Annotated in this window: 12 protein-coding genes, 9 tRNA genes, 4 rRNA genes and 1 other annotated feature; all 25 genes read right to left on the bottom strand. The window is 45.5% G+C overall.

The window, feature by feature from the left end; all coding sequences use genetic code 11:
- Positions 1-3 precede the first annotated feature (3 nt).
- The 25 genes from cysS to rrf (MHH79_RS00495) all read right to left on the bottom strand — a co-directional run bounded on the left by cysS (position 4) and on the right by rrf (MHH79_RS00495) (position 19,629).
- Complete coding sequence (gene cysS / locus MHH79_RS00615) at positions 4-1,404, bottom strand: cysteine--tRNA ligase (protein ID WP_015482703.1); 1,401 nt, start codon at positions 1,402-1,404, stop codon at positions 4-6.
- Positions 1,401-2,054: a serine O-acetyltransferase gene (gene cysE, locus MHH79_RS00610; RefSeq protein WP_003225749.1), complete on the bottom strand. Its 654-nt coding sequence runs from the start codon at positions 2,052-2,054 to the stop codon at positions 1,401-1,403. The genes cysS and cysE overlap by 4 nt, the downstream gene beginning before the upstream one ends.
- A gap of 68 nt (positions 2,055-2,122) precedes the next feature.
- Positions 2,123-2,353 (bottom strand) — a binding site (T-box leader).
- 2 nt (positions 2,354-2,355) lie between these two features.
- On the bottom strand, positions 2,356-3,807 hold the full coding sequence (gene gltX / locus MHH79_RS00605) for a glutamate--tRNA ligase (protein ID WP_014478617.1): 1,452 nt from the start codon (positions 3,805-3,807) through the stop codon (positions 2,356-2,358).
- A gap of 90 nt (positions 3,808-3,897) precedes the next feature.
- Complete coding sequence (ispF, locus tag MHH79_RS00600; RefSeq protein ID WP_003225745.1) at positions 3,898-4,374, bottom strand: 2-C-methyl-D-erythritol 2,4-cyclodiphosphate synthase; 477 nt, start codon at positions 4,372-4,374, stop codon at positions 3,898-3,900.
- Positions 4,367-5,065: a 2-C-methyl-D-erythritol 4-phosphate cytidylyltransferase gene (gene ispD, locus MHH79_RS00595; RefSeq protein WP_015252991.1), complete on the bottom strand. Its 699-nt coding sequence runs from the start codon at positions 5,063-5,065 to the stop codon at positions 4,367-4,369. The genes ispF and ispD overlap by 8 nt, the downstream gene beginning before the upstream one ends.
- A gap of 14 nt (positions 5,066-5,079) precedes the next feature.
- A complete protein-coding gene (locus MHH79_RS00590; protein ID WP_003235014.1) occupies positions 5,080-6,180 on the bottom strand; it encodes a PIN/TRAM domain-containing protein in 1,101 nt (366 codons plus the stop codon).
- A gap of 115 nt (positions 6,181-6,295) precedes the next feature.
- The gene (disA, locus tag MHH79_RS00585; protein WP_003225736.1) at positions 6,296-7,378 is read right to left on the bottom strand and encodes a DNA integrity scanning diadenylate cyclase DisA; all 1,083 of its coding nucleotides are present in this window, start codon (positions 7,376-7,378) and stop codon (positions 6,296-6,298) included.
- A gap of 3 nt (positions 7,379-7,381) precedes the next feature.
- The gene (gene radA, locus MHH79_RS00580) at positions 7,382-8,758 is read right to left on the bottom strand and encodes a DNA repair protein RadA (RefSeq protein ID WP_014475593.1); all 1,377 of its coding nucleotides are present in this window, start codon (positions 8,756-8,758) and stop codon (positions 7,382-7,384) included.
- A gap of 91 nt (positions 8,759-8,849) precedes the next feature.
- The gene (gene clpC, locus MHH79_RS00575) at positions 8,850-11,282 is read right to left on the bottom strand and encodes an ATP-dependent protease ATP-binding subunit ClpC (RefSeq protein WP_014475592.1); all 2,433 of its coding nucleotides are present in this window, start codon (positions 11,280-11,282) and stop codon (positions 8,850-8,852) included.
- A complete protein-coding gene (locus MHH79_RS00570) occupies positions 11,279-12,370 on the bottom strand; it encodes a protein arginine kinase (RefSeq protein ID WP_003235007.1) in 1,092 nt (363 codons plus the stop codon). The genes clpC and MHH79_RS00570 overlap by 4 nt, the downstream gene beginning before the upstream one ends.
- Positions 12,370-12,927 (bottom strand): protein-arginine kinase activator protein McsA, encoded by a 558-nt coding sequence (gene mcsA, locus MHH79_RS00565; protein ID WP_015252993.1) that lies wholly within the window; start codon positions 12,925-12,927, stop codon positions 12,370-12,372. The genes MHH79_RS00570 and mcsA overlap by 1 nt, the downstream gene beginning before the upstream one ends.
- A 13-nt stretch (positions 12,928-12,940) precedes the next feature.
- Entirely contained in the window at positions 12,941-13,405 is a 465-nt protein-coding gene (ctsR, locus tag MHH79_RS00560; protein WP_003225724.1) for a transcriptional regulator CtsR, read from the bottom strand.
- Between the two features lie 240 nt (positions 13,406-13,645).
- A 5S ribosomal RNA gene (gene rrf, locus MHH79_RS00555) occupies positions 13,646-13,761 on the bottom strand.
- Positions 13,762-13,816: 55 nt separating this feature from the next.
- Positions 13,817-16,744: ribosomal RNA gene (locus MHH79_RS00550) — 23S ribosomal RNA — on the bottom strand.
- 170 nt (positions 16,745-16,914) lie between these two features.
- Positions 16,915-18,464: ribosomal RNA gene (locus MHH79_RS00545) — 16S ribosomal RNA — on the bottom strand.
- Between the two features lie 181 nt (positions 18,465-18,645).
- A tRNA-Ala gene (locus MHH79_RS00540) sits at positions 18,646-18,721 on the bottom strand.
- Between the two features lie 8 nt (positions 18,722-18,729).
- Positions 18,730-18,806 (bottom strand) — tRNA-Pro (locus MHH79_RS00535).
- Between the two features lie 27 nt (positions 18,807-18,833).
- Positions 18,834-18,910: transfer RNA gene (locus tag MHH79_RS00530), tRNA-Arg, on the bottom strand.
- A gap of 9 nt (positions 18,911-18,919) precedes the next feature.
- Positions 18,920-19,005, bottom strand: a tRNA-Leu gene (locus MHH79_RS00525).
- A gap of 14 nt (positions 19,006-19,019) precedes the next feature.
- Positions 19,020-19,094: transfer RNA gene (locus MHH79_RS00520), tRNA-Gly, on the bottom strand.
- Positions 19,095-19,134: 40 nt separating this feature from the next.
- Positions 19,135-19,217: transfer RNA gene (locus tag MHH79_RS00515), tRNA-Leu, on the bottom strand.
- Positions 19,218-19,223: 6 nt separating this feature from the next.
- Positions 19,224-19,299, bottom strand: a tRNA-Lys gene (locus MHH79_RS00510).
- Between the two features lie 36 nt (positions 19,300-19,335).
- Positions 19,336-19,411 (bottom strand) — tRNA-Thr (locus MHH79_RS00505).
- A 4-nt stretch (positions 19,412-19,415) separates the two neighbouring features.
- Positions 19,416-19,491: transfer RNA gene (locus MHH79_RS00500), tRNA-Val, on the bottom strand.
- A 22-nt stretch (positions 19,492-19,513) separates the two neighbouring features.
- Positions 19,514-19,629 (bottom strand): 5S ribosomal RNA (gene rrf / locus MHH79_RS00495).
- The 16S, 23S and 5S rRNA genes sit together here with 9 tRNA genes alongside, the layout of an rRNA operon.
- Between the last annotated feature and the right edge of the window lie 48 nt (positions 19,630-19,677).

Here is a 19,677-nt window from a genome sequence, read left to right as displayed (position 1 = left end):
CTGTTATTCTCCCCGTTTCCAGCGAGTGCCTTGAGCCGTATCTTCAAGAATGATATTCATGCTTTTCAGCTGGTCGCGGATCTGGTCTGACAATGCAAAATCGCGATTCCGGCGCGCTTCATTTCGCTTTTCGATTAAGTCTTCAATCTCTTGATCGAGAAGTTCCTGCTCACCCAACGAAAAACCGAGGACAGAAACAATGCGGTCAAACATCTCAATAAACGCCGTAATCACATGATCAGCCGTATGATCTTTCTGAAGATAATAATTGGCGTGTTTCGCTAAGTCAAACAAGACTGAAATGGCATTCGCCGTATTAAAATCATCGTCCATCGCTTCTTCGAATGCTTTGCGGTGTTCTTCAACTTTTTCAATCCATTGATCGTCATCTTCGGTTAAATTCGTACTGCTGTTCAGACGGTGCTGAAGATTGCTGTACGCTGTTTTTAAACGGTTGAACGCGCTTTTCGTATTCTCCAGAAGCTCTTCTGAATAGTTAATCGGATGGCGATAATGAACAGATAGCATAAAGAATCTCAAAAGCTGCGGATCATGCTGTTTAATGATGTCATGCACAAGCACAAAGTTGCCTAGTGATTTTGACATTTTTTCATTATCAATATTGATATAACCATTATGAAGCCAGTACTTCGCAAACGTTTTGCCTGTCAGCGCCTCAGATTGCGCGATTTCGTTTTCATGATGAGGGAATGTTAAATCCTGTCCGCCCGCATGAATATCAATCTGGTCACCGAGATACTTTTTCACCATTGCTGAGCATTCAATGTGCCAGCCCGGACGTCCTTTCCCCCAAGGGCTATCCCAAGAGATTTCTCCTTCTTTTGCCGCTTTCCACAGTGCGAAATCAAGAGCATCTTCTTTTTTCTCGCCGACTCGGATGCGTGCACCTGATCTAAGTTCATCAATTGATTGCTGAGAAAGCTTTCCGTACCCTTCAAACGCTCTGGTTTTGAAATATACGTCACCTTCTGATTCATATGCGTAGCCCTTTTTCACGAGCTGATCTACGAATTCGATAATGGCATCCATGTTCTCCATTACTCGCGGATGAAGGTCGGCTTTTCGGCAGCCGAGCGCACCTACGTCTTCAAAGTATGCTTTAATAAAACGCTCTGAAATGGTGGGTACATCCTCACCGAGTTCATTTGCCGCTTTAATTAATTTATCGTCTACGTCTGTGAAGTTAGAGACATACTGCACATCATAGCCTTTATACTCTAAATAGTTTCGAACCGTATCGTAAACGATTGCCGGACGCGCGTTCCCGATATGAATGTAATTGTAAACCGTGGGTCCGCATACATACATTTTCACTTTTCCCTCTTCAAGAGGAACGAATGTTTCCTTCTGTCTAGTCAATGTATTATAAAGTGTGATTGTCATTTTTGATTGATCCTTTCTTTTCTGTCTTCAAGTTCTGCCTTCAGCTCTAAAATCTGCTGTTCCAAAGACTTAAAGCGGTCAGCAACTGGATCGGGCAAATCCTGGTGGTTTAAATCGCGTCTTACTTTCTTGCCATTTTGTACAACGACCCGCCCAGGGATACCGACAACTGTTGAAAAATCAGGAACATCATGCAGCACTACTGAACCAGCGCCAATCTTTGAGCCTTCACCGACCGTAATAGAACCGAGCACTTTAGCACCTGTGGCTATCAATGCGTCATCTTTAATCGTTGGGTGCCTTTTTCCCTTTTCTTTCCCCGTTCCCCCGAGGGTAACCCCCTGAAAAACGGTTACGTTATTGCCGATTTCACATGTCTCCCCAATGACAACCCCCATGCCGTGGTCTATGAAAAATCTTCTCCCGATTGTAGCGCCGGGGTGGATTTCTATCCCGGTAAAAAATCGGCTTACTTGAGATATAAGGCGTGCAAGGAAATAAAATTTTCGTTTATATAAAGCATGTGCAATCCGATGCGCCCATATAGCATGTAAACCGGAATAAGTTAAAATCACTTCAAAATAGCTTCTTGCTGCGGGATCTTGATCGAACACAGTATCAATGTCTTCTTTGAGCATTCTAAAAAACACATGCTTCCCCCCGTTTCTCTATCTGATTTCCTCTACCCAATAAAAAAAGCGTCTCTGCATGTAAACATGACAGAGACGCTTTTACCGCGCGGTTCCACTCTGTTTGAAAAGCAGACTTCTGCTCTCCCAACTTCAGCCTGTAACGGCGGCGGCCGCCTTTGAATACTGATTTCAAAAAACGTTCTTCAAAGGTCTTAAGGGCGCACTTCTAAAACCCGGCTCATGGATCTCTCTCAGCCAATGGAGATCCTTTCTGTAATGGCCTAAAGCTTTATACTCTTCCCTGTCAACAATCATTTATTTAGATATTTTTCAAACGCTGAATTGCAGTCTCTTTACCGATCAATTCAATTGATTGCGGCAGTTCCGGACCGTGAGTTTGCCCTGTTACAGCAACACGAATCGGCATAAATAGTTTTTTTCCTTTATGGCCAGTTTCTTTCTGCACTGCTTTGATCGATGCTTTGATGTTATCCGGAGTGAACTCCTCAAGCTCTTCAAGCTTCGCTGCGAATGTGCTGAGCACTTCAGGAACCTGTTCTTCTTCCAGAACAGCTTTCGCTTCTTGATTATACTCGATCTCATCCGTAAAGAACAAATCAGTCAGCTCAACAATTTCCGCACCGTAGCTTAATTGCTCATGATACAGGGAAATCAGTTTACGAACCCATTCTTGCTCTTCAGCAGAAAGCTCAGTGCCAACTTTGCCGGCTTTTTGCAAATGCGGAAGCGTCAATTCAACAACCTGATCAAGATCCAGCTTCTTCACATATTGGTTGTTAACCCATTTTAGCTTATGCATATCAAACAAAGCTGGTGATTTAGATAAACGATTTACATCAAAAATTTCAATAAACTGCTCTTTTGTGAAAAGCTCTTCTTCTCCAACCGGTGACCAGCCTAACAGGCCGATAAAGTTGAACAGTGCTTCTGGCAGGTAGCCAAGCTCTTTGTACTGCTCGATGAATTGAATAATGGATTCATCACGTTTGCTGAGCTTTTTACGGCTTTCGTTTACGATCAGCGTCATGTGTCCGAACTGAGGAATATCCCATCCGAATGCTTGATAAATCATAATCTGTTTCGGTGTGTTAGAAATATGATCCTCACCGCGCAGCACGTGTGTCATTTTCATTAAGTAGTCATCAATCGCTACCGCGAAGTTGTAAGTCGGCGTTCCGTCCTTTTTCACAATAACAAAGTCGCCGATGCCATCTGATTCAAAAGAAATTTCACCTTTTACGATATCATTGAAGGCGATGATTTTCCCTTCCGGCACTCGGAAACGAATACTCGGTTTTCTGCCTTCAGCGATAAATTTCTCCTGTTCTTCCTGAGTCAGGTCTCTGTGTTTTCCGGAATAACGAGGCATTTCTCCGCGGGCAATCTGTTCTTCACGCTCTTTTTCAAGCTCTTCTTCCGTACAGTAACATTTATAAGCAAGCCCTTTTTCAAGAAGCTCTTCATAGTACACTTTATAGATATCGTTACGCTCTGACTGACGGTATGGGCCGTACTCTCCTCCGACATCCACACTCTCATCCCAGTCAATACCTAGCCACTTCAGATAATTCAGCTGGCTTTGTTCTCCGCCCTCAATATTGCGCTTTTTATCAGTATCCTCAACTCGAATGATAAACTTACCGCCTTGATTGCGGGCAAATAAATAATTAAAAAGCGCCGTTCTGGCATTTCCAATATGCAAATGTCCGGTTGGACTCGGTGCATAACGGACGCGTACTTCGTTTCCCATTTTCAAATACTTCCTTTCATGTCATGTATGGCCTCAGGCAAAAATGTATGAATCTATTCTACCACCAAATAGACCCGGCATCAAAACAAGTTAGCCTTTTTGTATCAGTACTGTCGCCTGAGCCGCTATTCCTTCCGCCCGGCCTGTAAATCCAAGCTTTTCTGTCGTTGTTGCTTTTACATTTACTTGTGAAACATCTGCCTCAAGGCCTTCAGCAATTCTTTTTCTCATATCTTCTATGTACGGCAGCATCTTCGGCTTTTGCGCTATGATGGTGCAATCAATGTTCCCAAGGACATACCCCTTCTGTTTCACGATTCCCCAGACATGCTGAAGTAATTTGAAAGAATCTGCGTCCTTGAACTCGGGATCTGTGTCAGGAAAATGCTTGCCGATGTCTCCTTCACCCACAGCTCCCAGGCAGGCGTCAGCGACGGTATGCAGCAATACGTCTGCATCAGAATGGCCAAGCAGCCCTTTTTCGTACGGGATTTCAATTCCGCCAATAATGAGAGGACGGCCCTCCACTAATTGATGCACATCAAATCCTTGTCCAATTCTAAACATGTTTATTCCCACTTTCTGATTCCATGATAGCTTCAGCTGACGTCAAATCGTCTGGCGTCGTCAGCTTAATATTTGTATAGCTGCCTTCTACAACACGGACCGAACCGCCCTCCATCTGTTCAACGAGGCTGGCGTCATCCGTCCCTAAAAATCCCTTGCGCTCGGCCTCAGCGTGAGCCTTCATCAATAAAGAAAGACGAAAAGCTTGTGGCGTTTGGACAGCCCACAAGCTTGAACGTTCAATCGTCTCACTGACTTGTAAATCTTGAACGCGTTTAATCGTATCTTTTACCGGAACAGCAAGGATGGCCGCTCCTGTCTGTTCCGCCTCTGCGATCAGTTCGTCAATTTGTTCATGTTTTATAAATGGGCGGGCACCGTCATGTACAAGGACAATCTTTTCCTGCTTTACGGCTTTCAGCCCCTTATACACACTGTGCTGACGCTCTTCTCCGCCTGCAACAAGCTCAATCGAAGTTTGAAACGGGTAATCGGACAGCAATTGCTGAAAGTGCTCCCGCTCCTGCTCGTTAATCACCAAAATGATTTTATCGCACTGCCGGTGGCTGTCAAACACTCTTAACGTGTGTATGATCACCGGGTCTCCTTTCAGCTCAATGAACAGTTTATTTCTCCCTGCCTTCATCCGCTTTCCCTGTCCGGCTGCAGGAATCACCACATCATAACTCATTGTTTCTTCTCCCTTTACAGCGCCTTCTCCAACAGCTTAGGCTTCGCAAAAATCATTCGTCCCGCTGCTGTCTGCAGCACACTTGTGACGAGTACATCAATATGCTTGCCGATATAATTCCGTCCTTCTTCAACGACAATCATCGTACCGTCATCCAAGTAGGCAACTCCCTGATTATGCTCTTTCCCGTCCTTAATGACCTGAACATTCATTTCCTCGCCAGGAAGCACAACAGGCTTGACCGCATTGGCAAGGTCATTAATGTTTAATACTGCTACCTTCTGAAGCTCGCACACTTTATTTAAATTAAAATCATTCGTCACGACGACCCCGGATGTCAGCTTAGCAAGTTTGACGAGCTTGCTGTCAACCTCCTGAATATCTTCAAAGTCGCCTTCGTAAATTTCAACTTCAATGTCTAATTCTTTCTGAATGCGGTTCAGGATATCAAGACCGCGGCGTCCTCTGTTTCGTTTTAAAACATCTGAAGAGTCTGCAATATGCTGCAATTCCTCAAGAACAAACTGCGGAATCACGATAACTCCCTCTAAAAAACCAGTCTGACAAATATCTGCTATTCTCCCATCAATAATAACACTAGTGTCCAAAATTTTCAGCTTCTTGTCTTGAACCTCATGTTCTTCATCAGCTGTTCCTTTTTTCTTTTGCATTCTGGCGGAAATGGAAAACAGGCTGATCAATTCATCCTTTTTCTTAAAGCCCACCTGGAAGCCGAGATAACCGAGGAAGAAAGCCAAAAATACAGGAATTATTGTGCTGAATATGCGGTAAGGTATATTGTCTAAAGGAATAACATTTACGATAAGATAAGCAATTATAAGTCCAAAAACTAAGCCAAGACTTCCAAATAACAAATCTGGAACCGGCGCTTTTAACAATGAATCCTCTATCCACTTCACCCAGTTCACAACGTATTCTGTACCCCATATACTGATGAGAAAAAAGATAATTGCTCCTATTGCCGCAGACGTATATGCGTTTGTTATTAAAGGTATGTCCTGTATATTTAACAGTACAAACAATTCAGGTATCAAAAATATACCAACAACGCCGCCAAAAATAATGAAGAACGCCTGAACTATTCGTTTTAACATACCCCCACCTCCTTTTTTAACATTTTAATTTCACAAAGTCTTATGCATCCTACGAATATCAGAATAAACAAAAACCAACATTAATATACCCGTATTCATAAGGTTTTAACCGAAATCACAGTTGTCTGTCTAAATAATGCTTCTCTTGCAGGCGTTTTAATCCTTTTTTGATTTTTTGGGCTCGTACTTCACCGATTCCCTCTACTTCATCTAATTCTTCTGCACTCGCCTCAATAATCCTTGGTAGGACTCCAAATGCTTCTACAACATTTTCAACAATCGGCATCGGAAGACGCGGTATCTTATTTAACAGCCTGTATCCTCTCGGCAATACATAATCATCAAGATTAGTAGAAGCAGGGTAACCGAGAAGCTTATACACAATGGAATCATCCAGCAGATCATAACTGGACATATCCTGCAGCTCCTTCAAGAGAACAAACGGATCTTTAATCTTTTCTTTTACATAGTCCTTAATAAATAAAGCGGCCTCTTCTTCCATATCCGTAATCAATTCAATGACTTGCAGTTTGATCAGATGTCCTTCTGTCCCCAGCTCTTTGATATACATATTAATTTCGTTTTTGATTCTCAGTACCATTTCATAACGATGCATGACAGACAAGACATCACTGAAGGTAACAAGTTCCTCAAACTCTAACGCGTTCAGTGCATTAATCGTTTTATCGAGGATTGTCTTATATTTTTCAAGTGTTTGAATGGCTTGGTTCGCCTTGGTTAAAATAAATCCTATGTCTTTTAGTGTATACTTCATGTTTTCCTGATATAACGTTATGACATTTCTTCTTTCAGAAATAGCGATTACAAGACAGCCAGTTTGCTTAGCTACTCTTTCGGCAGTTCTGTGCCGCATTCCTGTTTCTGATGAAGAAATTGTGGCATCCGGCATCAGCTGAGTATTCGCGTAGAGGATTTTTTGACCCGAATCACTTAAAATGATCGCTCCATCCATTTTAGCCAGCTCATATAAATGCGCCGGAGAAAAAGCCGTGTTTATGTGAAAGCCGCCGTCCACCACTTCTTTTACTTTATCATTATATCCAACAACAATCAGACCGCCTGTATTTGCTCTCAAGACGTTTTCCATCCCCGCTCTGAGCGGTGTACCCGGAGCAACAAACTGCAATATAGATGACAGGTCTAACTCGTGTTTCGCCCCTTTTTTCTCTTTTTCCATCTATTATCCTCCTAATGAAGTACGAAGCGCTTCTGCAACATTTGCTACTCCGATAACCTCAATCCCTTTTGGTTTTGTCCATCCATCCAGATTTGCCGCGGGTATGATCATGCGTTTAAAACCAAGCTTTGCCGCTTCTTTCACACGCTGTTCAATTCTTGAAACCCGCCGGACTTCTCCGGTTAATCCCACTTCTCCAATAAAACAATCTGCAGGATTTGGAGGTGTGTCTCTAAAGCTTGATGCGATACTAATCACAATGGCAAGATCAATTGCCGGTTCATCAAGCTTAACGCCGCCAGCCACTTTCAAATAAGCATCCTGATTTTGCAGCAGCAGCCCTACTCTTTTTTCTAACACAGCCATTAACAGAGAAACCCTGTTATGGTCTATTCCCGTTGCCATACGCCTTGGGTTGCCAAAGCTTGTTGGCGAGATAAGCGCCTGAATTTCAACAAGAATCGGTCTAGTGCCCTCCATAGAGGCAGTGATACTCGAGCCTGCGGAACCAGCAGAGCGTTCTTCTAAGAAAATTTCTGAAGGATTCAAAACCTCAGTGAGCCCCTCTTCCCGCATTTCGAAAATGCCCATTTCGTTTGTAGATCCGAAACGGTTTTTTACAGCCCGCAAAATACGGAAAGTATGGTGGCGTTCTCCCTCAAAATATAAAACAGTGTCAACCATATGCTCCAACAGTCTCGGACCTGCAATAGACCCTTCTTTCGTCACGTGCCCTACGATAAAAATCGGAATACCTTTTGTTTTTGCAATTTTCATCAGCTCAGCGGTACATTCTCTGACCTGTGACACACTGCCTGGAGCCGATGTAATATCGCTTTGGTAAACCGTCTGAATAGAGTCAACAACGACAAACGCTGGATTCATCTCTTGTATAGCAGACGAAATATACTCCATATCGGTTTCAGATAAAACATGCAGTGACGGATTATTAATGCCGAGCCGGTCTGCTCGCAGCTTCGTTTGCTTTACAGATTCTTCTCCCGAAATATACAGCACACTGTTTGATGAACCTGATAATTGAGCGGAAACCTGCAGTAATAGCGTTGACTTTCCGATACCAGGATCACCGCCGATTAAAACGAGGGAGCCTTTAACGACACCTCCGCCGAGTACTCTGTTAAACTCGCCAAGCTGTGTTTTGACGCGGGGTTCTTCTGATGTTTCGATTGATGTAATAGGTGAAGGTTTCTGTACAGTTTGAACAGAATGAGAAAAAGCCGCTCTCCGATTGGCCGGTGCTTTTTTAATCATTTCTTCCACCATTGTATTCCAAGCACCGCAGCCCGGACATTTCCCCATCCATTTTGGAGACTCGTAGCCGCAGGATTGGCAGATGAATTTCGATTTTGTTTTAGCCATATATAGTGTAAGACCTCTCCCTTGTTCTATTTCTTGATATGAAAGTGAGGCATACACTTACATGCTGTATGCCTCATTTCCGTCTTCTATATTAATTCGTTTTAGCAGTCGTTTTTACGACAAATTCGCCATCTTCTACATCAAGAACAATATGCTGTCCTTTATGAATATTTCCTCTGAGGAGTTCTTCAGATAAACGATCCTCGACATGTTTTTGGATCGCTCTTCTTAACGGACGGGCACCGTATTCCAGGTCAACGCCCTCTTCCGCGACTTTCGCTTTTGCAGCATCTGTCAATTCGATAGAAAGATCTTGTTCTTTCAAGCGTTTCGTTAATTGATCAGACATTAATGACACAATTTCAGTAAGATGTTTTTTCTCAAGTGAATGGAAGACAATGATTTCATCAATACGGTTGATGAACTCAGGTCTGAACGCTCGTTTCAATTCACCCATCACTTTATCTTTCATGTCTTTATGATTTTGAGTTTCATCCTGAACGTTAAAGCCGACATATTTATTGCGTTTCAGCTCACTTGCTCCGACGTTTGATGTCATGATCAGAATGGTATTGCGGAAATCGACTGTGCGTCCTTTAGAATCAGTCAATCGTCCGTCTTCAAGAACTTGCAGAAGGATATTGAAGACATCAGGGTGCGCTTTCTCGATCTCATCAAGAAGCACGACAGAGTAAGGTTTTCTTCTGACTTTCTCTGTCAATTGACCGCCTTCATCATATCCCACATATCCCGGAGGTGAACCAACAAGTCTTGAAGTTGAGTGTTTTTCCATGTATTCAGACATATCAATTCTGATCATGGATTCTTCATCGCCAAAAATGGATTCAGCGAGTGCTCGTGCAAGCTCTGTTTTACCTACACCTGTAGGGCCTAAGAAAATGAATGAGCCAATTGGGCGTTTAGGATCTTTCAATCCTGCTCTCGCACGTCTGACGGCTTTTGCAACAGCTACAACCGCTTCATCCTGGCCAATGACACGGGAGTGAAGAATGTTTTCCATATTGAGAAGCTTATCAGTTTCAGTTTGGGCGATTTTAGATACAGGCACACCGGTCCAGCTGGATACAACCATCGCAATATCATCCACAGTAACCTCTGAGTTTTCCTGCCCTTGCTTCTCTTTCCATGATTTCTTCGTATCCTCTACTTGCTCGCGCAGGCGTTGTTCAGTATCACGCAAGGAAGCAGCTTTTTCAAACTCTTGGCTTTGCACTGCCGCATCCTTCTCTTTACGAACCTCATCAAGCTTCTGCTCAAGCTCTTTTAAGTTAGGAGGCGTTGTAAATGAGCGCAGTCTCACCTTTGAACCTGCTTCATCGATCAAGTCAATTGCTTTATCCGGAAGGAAGCGGTCAGAAATATATCTGTCAGAAAGCTTAACCGCAGCTTCAATGGCATCATCAGTGATAGAAACGCGGTGGTGGGCTTCGTATCTGTCACGCAGACCTTGTAAAATTTGAATACTTTCATCTACAGATGGCTGATCAACCTGAATCGGCTGAAAACGGCGTTCCAGTGCTGCATCTTTTTCAATATATTTACGGTACTCATCAAGAGTCGTTGCACCAATACATTGGAGTTCGCCGCGAGCAAGTGAAGGTTTTAAAATATTAGATGCATCAATAGCACCTTCTGCTCCGCCTGCCCCGATTAGTGTATGGAGCTCATCGATGAATAGAATGATATTTCCTGCCTGGCGAATTTCATCCATGACCTTCTTCAGGCGATCCTCAAATTCTCCGCGGTATTTTGTGCCGGCAACAACTGTTCCCATGTCTAATGTCATCACACGTTTATCACGCAAAATTTCGGGTACTTCATTATTGATAATTTGCTGTGCCAAACCTTCTGCGATAGCCGTTTTACCTACACCTGGTTCCCCAATGAGAACAGGGTTGTTTTTCGTTCTGCGGCTTAACACTTCAATGACACGCTGGATCTCCTTGCTTCTGCCGATTACAGGGTCAAGGCTGTCTTCCTTAGCAATAGCAGTTAAGTCTCTTGCCAAGCTGTCAAGCGTAGGCGTATTCGCATTGCTGTTTGTTCCTGCCGCTGATGATCCTGTTTCATTACTTCCTAGAAGCTGGAGCACCTGCTGTCTTGCTTTATTTAAGCTGACACCGAGATTATTCAGAACTCTCGCAGCAACGCCTTCTCCTTCACGAATCAGGCCAAGAAGAATATGTTCTGTTCCAACATAAGAATGACCGAGTTTTCTTGCCTCATCCATTGAAAGCTCAATGACTTTTTTAGCTCTAGGAGTATAATGAATCGTTTGAGACATTTCCTGCCCGCGCCCGATCAAACTTTCTACTTCTTTCTGAATTTTATCTGAACCGAGTCCAAGCGCTTGAAGAGCTTTAGCAGCAATGCCCTCTCCTTCTCTTACCAGTCCTAATAAAATATGCTCAGTGCCAATGTTATTATGACCTAACCGAAGTGCTTCTTCCTGTGCTAGCGCCAGTACTTTTTGAGCTCGTTCTGTAAATCTTCCAAACATCATATCGATTCATCCTCCTGTCTTTTCCCATTCATTTCTAAGTGAAGCCGTTCTCTGATGAGAGCCGCTCTTCGAATGTCCCTTTCGTTCGGACGCAAAGCGCCTCCCGAGTATTGCTGTAAAAACCCTGGCTGCGTCAAAATCATAAGTTCGTTAAGTATGTTGCTTGAAAGTCCTTTTATAATGCCTAGGTCTATGCCTAACCGAACATCTGAAAGGCACTTTGCAGTTTCTTTCGATTCTATCATCCGGCAATTAGACAAGACCCCATAAGACCGATATACCCGATCCTCAAGTTCGATTTTAGAAGTTTGATAAATCGCTTCTCGGGCGGATCGTTCTTGTTCAATCAACTGAGCAGCAACACTGTTAAGATCCTCTACAATATCCTGCTCCGACTTACCAAGCGTGATCTGATTTGAAATTTGAAAGATATTCCCTACTGCTTCGCTGCCTTCCCCATAAATTCCTCTAACAACTAAGCCTAATTGATTAATTGCCGGTATAATTCGATTTATTTGCCTAGTTAAAACCAGTGCCGGCAGATGCATCATGACCGAAGCCCTTAAACCTGTACCTACGTTTGTAGGACAGCTAGTTAAGTATCCTCTTTGCTCATTGAATGCATAATCAACTTTTTCTTCAATCCAGTCGTCGACCTGGTTTGCGGCTTTCATTGCTTCTAAAAGCTGAAATCCAGGGAAAAGACATTGAATTCTAATATGGTCCTCTTCATTTAGCATGACGCTTACTTCCTCATTTTCAGAAAGCAAACAGCCGCCAAAAGGAGACTCTGTCAGATTCGGGCTGATTAGATGTTTTTCAACAAGTACACGCTTCTCTAAAGGCTGTGCATCATTCATTCTAATCAAAACAAATTTGCCGATTCCGGGAATTTCTTGCTCTGAAAACTGATCTTCAAATTGCTGTATGATGGATGAGGCTTCTTCATTGGAATACCGCGTAGGGAACCGAATATGCTCAAAGTTCCTTGCTAAACGTATGCGGCTGCTGAGTACAATGTCACTTTCAGGTCCTTTCTGCTTCATCCAACTGCTTAGTGCGTCCTGAATAAAATGCTTTAGCGACATTACTCCTGTTCCTCCTCACTATCTGTACTTTTGAGTGATTGTTCTAATGAACGAATTTGATCTCTTACATGAGCTGCATTTTCAAATTCTTCTTGATGGATTAAGGATTCTAATTCCTTTTTTAGCATATCAATCTGCCGTCTGACATGAAGATTGCCGCCTATTCGTTTAGGTATCTTACCTGCATGCACAGTGTTTCCGCTGTGCACTTTACGTAGGATTGGTGTAATGTTGCTATGAAATGTTTTGTAACATTCAGAACATCCAAAACGGCCAATTTTTCTGAATTGCTGAAAAGTCATTCCGCATTTCGGACAAGCAGATATTTGCTCCGAGTGACTGAACATTTGAGTTCCTGCATTTTGAAATGAAGAATCCATGTTCAGTAAACCCGAAAGTAAATTATGAATAGAGAAACCCTGATTTGCACTTATACCATATGAATCACTATTTTCTTTGGCACATTGTTCACAAATATGAACTTCTATTTTTTCTCCGTTAACAACCTTTGTAAAGTGAAAAGTGGCTGGTCTCTCGTGGCACTCTTGACAAATCAATCTTTTCACCCGCTTATTTTAATTTTAAAGAAGTCAGCATTGCCTTCATCATTCTCGCTCTTAATTCATCACGTTCAGGCAAGTCAATGTGTAAAACTGAGCGGTCCATTACGCTGACCATCATTTTTGCTTCTCTTTCTGAAATTACCTTGTCTTCTAATAGCCTTAAAATAATGTCATCAGAGGCTGCTTGAGACAAATGGGTATTAATTTGAGAAATAATATTATTGATCAGGACAACTTCATTGTTCATTTTAATTTTAATGATTCTGATGTAACCGCCGCCCCCGCGTTTGCTCTCAACAATATATCCTCTTTCGCTTGTAAATCTGGTGTTGATGACATAATTTATTTGGGAAGGAACGCATTGAAATTTATCTGCAATTTCACTTCGTTTAATCTCTAAAATTTCCTTGCCATTTTGATCTAACACTCGTTTTAAATATTGTTCAATGATGTCAGAAATATTATGTCCCACTCAACCCCCTCCTTTACTGACTTTGACTATATTTGACTTTAATCTTACTATAAGCCGTTTCTCGAGAATTTTCAACTTTCTCGCTCTATCCTTTATTATTTCCATTTTCCCGGTCCACAAAACCTGATTGCTGATTTAAAATTCGGTATAAAGTTATTATATTATACAGTTAAGTGGAATTTTATGATACCAATAAACCAAAATACAAAAAACCCAGCTCAATGAGCTGGGTTTAAGCTTGCTTGGCGGCGTCCTACTCTCACAGGGGGAAACCCCCGACTACCATCGGCGCTGAAGAGCTTAACTTCCGTGTTCGGCATGGGAACGGGTGTGACCTCTTCGCTATCGCCACCAAACAAATTGAGAGTGTTCTCTCAAAACTAGATAACAGGTGTGACATCATTCAAAAATATGGTTAAGTCCTCGATCGATTAGTATCTGTCAGCTCCATGTGTCGCCACACTTCCACCTCAGACCTATCAACCTGATCATCTTTCAGGGATCTTACTTCCTTGCGGAATGGGAAATCTCATCTTGAGGGGGGCTTCATGCTTAGATGCTTTCAGCACTTATCCCGTCCGCACATAGCTACCCAGCGATGCCCTTGGCAGAACAACTGGTACACCAGCGGTGCGTCCATCCCGGTCCTCTCGTACTAAGGACAGCTCCTCTCAAATTTCCTGCGCCCGCGACGGATAGGGACCGAACTGTCTCACGACGTTCTGAACCCAGCTCGCGTACCGCTTTAATGGGCGAACAGCCCAACCCTTGGGACCGACTACAGCCCCAGGATGCGATGAGCCGACATCGAGGTGCCAAACCTCCCCGTCGATGTGGACTCTTGGGGGAGATAAGCCTGTTATCCCCGGGGTAGCTTTTATCCGTTGAGCGATGGCCCTTCCATGCGGAACCACCGGATCACTAAGCCCGACTTTCGTCCCTGCTCGACTTGTAGGTCTCGCAGTCAAGCTCCCTTGTGCCTTTACACTCTGCGAATGATTTCCAACCATTCTGAGGGAACCTTTGGGCGCCTCCGTTACCTTTTAGGAGGCGACCGCCCCAGTCAAACTGCCCACCTGACACTGTCTCCCCGCCCGATAAGGGCGGCGGGTTAGAAGGTCAATACAGCCAGGGTAGTATCCCACCGATGCCTCCACCGAAGCTGGCGCTCCGGTTTCCAAGGCTCCTACCTATCCTGTACAAGCTGTACCAACATTCAATATCAGGCTGCAGTAAAGCTCCACGGGGTCTTTCCGTCCTGTCGCGGGTAACCTGCATCTTCACAGGTACTATAATTTCACCGAGTCTCTCGTTGAGACAGTGCCCAGATCGTTGCGCCTTTCGTGCGGGTCGGAACTTACCCGACAAGGAATTTCGCTACCTTAGGACCGTTATAGTTACGGCCGCCGTTTACTGGGGCTTCAATTCGCACCTTCGCTTACGCTAAGCGCTCCTCTTAACCTTCCAGCACCGGGCAGGCGTCAGCCCCTATACTTCGCCTTACGGCTTCGCAGAGACCTGTGTTTTTGCTAAACAGTCGCCTGGGCCTATTCACTGCGGCTCTCTCGGGCTTGCACCCTAACAGAGCACCCCTTCTCCCGAAGTTACGGGGTCATTTTGCCGAGTTCCTTAACGAGAGTTCTCTCGATCACCTTAGGATTCTCTCCTCGCCTACCTGTGTCGGTTTGCGGTACGGGCACCTCTCACCTCGCTAGAGGCTTTTCTTGGCAGTGTGGAATCAGGAACTTCGCTACTATATTTCGCTCGCCATCACAGCTCAGCCTTATGGGAAACGGATTTGCCTATTTCCCAGCCTAACTGCTTGGACGCGGATATCCAATACCGCGCTTACCCTATCCTCCTGCGTCCCCCCATTGCTCAAATGGTGAGGAGGTGGTACAGGAATATCAACCTGTTGTCCATCGCCTACGCCTTTCGGCCTCGGCTTAGGTCCCGACTAACCCTGAGCGGACGAGCCTTCCTCAGGAAACCTTAGGCATTCGGTGGAGGGGATTCTCACCCCTCTTTCGCTACTCATACCGGCATTCTCACTTCTAAGCGCTCCACCAGTCCTTCCGGTCTGGCTTCACAGCCCTTAGAACGCTCTCCTACCACTGTTCGAAGAACAGTCCGCAGCTTCGGTGATACGTTTAGCCCCGGTACATTTTCGGCGCAGAGTCACTCGACCAGTGAGCTATTACGCACTCTTTAAATGGTGGCTGCTTCTAAGCCAACATCCTGGTTGTCTAAGCAACTCCACATCCTTTTCCACTTAACGTATACTTTGGGACCTTAGCTGGCGGTCTGGGCTGTTTCCCTTTCGACTACGGATCTTATCACTCGCAGTCTGACTCCCAAGGATAAGTCATTGGCATTCGGAGTTTGACTGAATTCGGTAACCCGGTAGGGGCCCCTAGTCCAATCAGTGCTCTACCTCCAAGACTCTTACCTTGAGGCTAGCCCTAAAGCTATTTCGGAGAGAACCAGCTATCTCCAGGTTCGATTGGCATTTCACCCCTACCCACACCTCATCCCCGCACTTTTCAACGTGCGTGGGTTCGGGCCTCCATTCAGTGTTACCTGAACTTCACCCTGGACATGGGTAGATCACCTGGTTTCGGGTCTACGACCACGTACTCATGCGCCCTATTCAGACTCGCTTTCGCTGCGGCTCCGCATCTTCTGCTTAACCTTGCACGGGATCGTAACTCGCCGGTTCATTCTACAAAAGGCACGCCATCACCCGTTAACGGGCTCTGACTACTTGTAGGCACACGGTTTCAGGATCTCTTTCACTCCCCTTCCGGGGTGCTTTTCACCTTTCCCTCACGGTACTGGTTCACTATCGGTCACTAGGGAGTATTTAGCCTTGGGAGATGGTCCTCCCGGATTCCGACGGAATTTCACGTGTTCCGCCGTACTCAGGATCCACTCAGGAGAGAACGAAGTTTTGACTACAGGGCTGTTACCTCCTATGGCGGGCCTTTCCAGACCTCTTCATCTACCTCGTTCTTTTGTAACTCCGTACAGAGTGTCCTACAACCCCAAGAGGCAAGCCTCTTGGTTTGGGCTAATCCCGTTTCGCTCGCCGCTACTCAGGGAATCGCATTTGCTTTCTCTTCCTCCGGGTACTTAGATGTTTCAGTTCCCCGGGTCTGCCTTCTCATATCCTATGAATTCAGATATGGATACCACTCCATTACGAGTGGTGGGTTTCCCCATTCGGAAATCTCCGGATCAAAGCTTGCTTACAGCTCCCCGAAGCATATCGGTGTTCGTCCCGTCCTTCATCGGCTCCTAGTGCCAAGGCATCCACCGTGCGCCCTTTCTAACTTAACCGTTAAAAAGAATCACTATGTGATATCTTGTGTTACTAATTGAATGTGATGTCTACTGTTATCTAGTTTTCAAAGAACACGTTTCGAAGGAATGATCCTTCAAAACTAAACAAGACAGGGAACGTTCTGTTTATAAGACCCAAGGTCTTATATTCCGTATAATATCCTTAGAAAGGAGGTGATCCAGCCGCACCTTCCGATACGGCTACCTTGTTACGACTTCACCCCAATCATCTGTCCCACCTTCGGCGGCTGGCTCCTAAAAGGTTACCTCACCGACTTCGGGTGTTACAAACTCTCGTGGTGTGACGGGCGGTGTGTACAAGGCCCGGGAACGTATTCACCGCGGCATGCTGATCCGCGATTACTAGCGATTCCAGCTTCACGCAGTCGAGTTGCAGACTGCGATCCGAACTGAGAACAGATTTGTGGGATTGGCTTAACCTCGCGGTTTCGCTGCCCTTTGTTCTGTCCATTGTAGCACGTGTGTAGCCCAGGTCATAAGGGGCATGATGATTTGACGTCATCCCCACCTTCCTCCGGTTTGTCACCGGCAGTCACCTTAGAGTGCCCAACTGAATGCTGGCAACTAAGATCAAGGGTTGCGCTCGTTGCGGGACTTAACCCAACATCTCACGACACGAGCTGACGACAACCATGCACCACCTGTCACTCTGCCCCCGAAGGGGACGTCCTATCTCTAGGATTGTCAGAGGATGTCAAGACCTGGTAAGGTTCTTCGCGTTGCTTCGAATTAAACCACATGCTCCACCGCTTGTGCGGGCCCCCGTCAATTCCTTTGAGTTTCAGTCTTGCGACCGTACTCCCCAGGCGGAGTGCTTAATGCGTTAGCTGCAGCACTAAGGGGCGGAAACCCCCTAACACTTAGCACTCATCGTTTACGGCGTGGACTACCAGGGTATCTAATCCTGTTCGCTCCCCACGCTTTCGCTCCTCAGCGTCAGTTACAGACCAGAGAGTCGCCTTCGCCACTGGTGTTCCTCCACATCTCTACGCATTTCACCGCTACACGTGGAATTCCACTCTCCTCTTCTGCACTCAAGTTCCCCAGTTTCCAATGACCCTCCCCGGTTGAGCCGGGGGCTTTCACATCAGACTTAAGAAACCGCCTGCGAGCCCTTTACGCCCAATAATTCCGGACAACGCTTGCCACCTACGTATTACCGCGGCTGCTGGCACGTAGTTAGCCGTGGCTTTCTGGTTAGGTACCGTCAAGGTACCGCCCTATTCGAACGGTACTTGTTCTTCCCTAACAACAGAGCTTTACGATCCGAAAACCTTCATCACTCACGCGGCGTTGCTCCGTCAGACTTTCGTCCATTGCGGAAGATTCCCTACTGCTGCCTCCCGTAGGAGTCTGGGCCGTGTCTCAGTCCCAGTGTGGCCGATCACCCTCTCAGGTCGGCTACGCATCGTTGCCTTGGTGAGCCATTACCTCACCAACTAGCTAATGCGCCGCGGGTCCATCTGTAAGTGGTAGCCGAAGCCACCTTTTATGTTTGAACCATGCGGTTCAAACAACCATCCGGTATTAGCCCCGGTTTCCCGGAGTTATCCCAGTCTTACAGGCAGGTTACCCACGTGTTACTCACCCGTCCGCCGCTAACATCAGGGAGCAAGCTCCCATCTGTCCGCTCGACTTGCATGTATTAGGCACGCCGCCAGCGTTCGTCCTGAGCCAGGATCAAACTCTCCGATAAAGTAGTTTGACTGACTACGCACATCGCTGTGCGATTTTTAAAAACTGAATTAACAGGTACGTTTTGTCTTGTTTAGTTTTCAAAGATCATTTTGTTTGTTTGTTTGCTTGCTTTGTTAAAGCAGCTTTATTATTATACAACGTCACTTCTTCAAAGTCAACAACATTTTTTAAAAAACTTTTGGTGGAGCCTAGCGGGATCGAACCGCTGACCTCCTGCGTGCAAAGCAGGCGCTCTCCCAGCTGAGCTAAGGCCCCATAAAAAATGGTCGGGAAGACAGGATTCGAACCTGCGACCCCATGGTCCCAAACCATGTGCTCTACCAAGCTGAGCTACTTCCCGATTTCCTATCTATTCTATTAAAAGATATGGCGCGCCCGAGAGGAGTCGAACCCCTAACCTTTTGATCCGTAGTCAAACGCTCTATCCAATTGAGCTACGGGCGCAAAGCATAATGCCGAGGGCCGGACTTGAACCGGCACGGTAGTCACCTACCGCAGGATTTTAAGTCCTGTGTGTCTGCCAATTCCACCACCCCGGCGTGGATGGTATAGTTGGAGCGGAAGACGGGATTCGAACCCGCGACCCCCACCTTGGCAAGGTGGTGTTCTACCACTGAACTACTTCCGCAGACAGGATGTCCAGTTTTTCTAACTGTTATCCTATATAATGCGGGTGAAGGGACTTGAACCCCCACGTCATAAAGACACTAGATCCTAAGTCTAGCGCGTCTGCCAATTCCGCCACACCCGCGTAAAATGGTGAGCCATGAAGGACTCGAACCTTCGACCCTCTGATTAAAAGTCAGATGCTCTACCAACTGAGCTAATGGCTCTTCTACAAGAGACTTGAGTATTATATCATATAAAAGTGGTGCCGGCAAGAGGACTTGAACCCCCAACCTACTGATTACAAGTCAGTTGCTCTACCAATTGAGCTACACCGGCATAATGGTGGAGGATGACGGGCTCGAACCGCCGACCCTCTGCTTGTAAGGCAGATGCTCTCCCAGCTGAGCTAATCCTCCATAATTGCACTAACGTGCAATTGCTTGGCGGCGTCCTACTCTCACAGGGGGAACCCCCCGACTACCATCGGCGCTGAAGAGCTTAACTTCCGTGTTCGGCATGGGAACGGGTGTGACCTCTTCGCTATCGCCACCAAACAAATTGAGAGTGTTCTCTCAAAACTAGATAACAGGTGTGACATCATT

This window comes from Bacillus sp. FSL K6-0993, assembly GCF_037977205.1.
Lineage (GTDB): Bacteria > Bacillota > Bacilli > Bacillales > Bacillaceae > Bacillus > Bacillus subtilis.
The sequence above is the reverse complement of the archived record's forward strand: the minus strand, read 5'-3'. Positions and strand labels throughout refer to the sequence as shown.

Excerpts from the sequence above, each read along its gene's own strand:
- cysS (WP_015482703.1), bottom strand. The coding sequence starts at position 1,404 with ATGACAATCACACTTTATAATACATTGACTAGACAGAAGGAAACATTC.
- gltX (WP_014478617.1), bottom strand. The coding sequence starts at position 3,807 with ATGGGAAACGAAGTACGCGTCCGTTATGCACCGAGTCCAACCGGACAT.
- ispF (WP_003225745.1), bottom strand. The coding sequence starts at position 4,374 with ATGTTTAGAATTGGACAAGGATTTGATGTGCATCAATTAGTGGAGGGC.
- ispD (WP_015252991.1), bottom strand. The coding sequence starts at position 5,065 with ATGAGTTATGATGTGGTGATTCCTGCAGCCGGACAGGGAAAGCGGATG.
- MHH79_RS00590 (WP_003235014.1), bottom strand. The coding sequence starts at position 6,180 with ATGTTAAAACGAATAGTTCAGGCGTTCTTCATTATTTTTGGCGGCGTT.
- disA (WP_003225736.1), bottom strand. The coding sequence starts at position 7,378 with ATGGAAAAAGAGAAAAAAGGGGCGAAACACGAGTTAGACCTGTCATCT.
- radA (WP_014475593.1), bottom strand. The coding sequence starts at position 8,758 with ATGGCTAAAACAAAATCGAAATTCATCTGCCAATCCTGCGGCTACGAG.
- clpC (WP_014475592.1), bottom strand. The coding sequence starts at position 11,282 with ATGATGTTTGGAAGATTTACAGAACGAGCTCAAAAAGTACTGGCGCTA.
- MHH79_RS00570 (WP_003235007.1), bottom strand. The coding sequence starts at position 12,370 with ATGTCGCTAAAGCATTTTATTCAGGACGCACTAAGCAGTTGGATGAAG.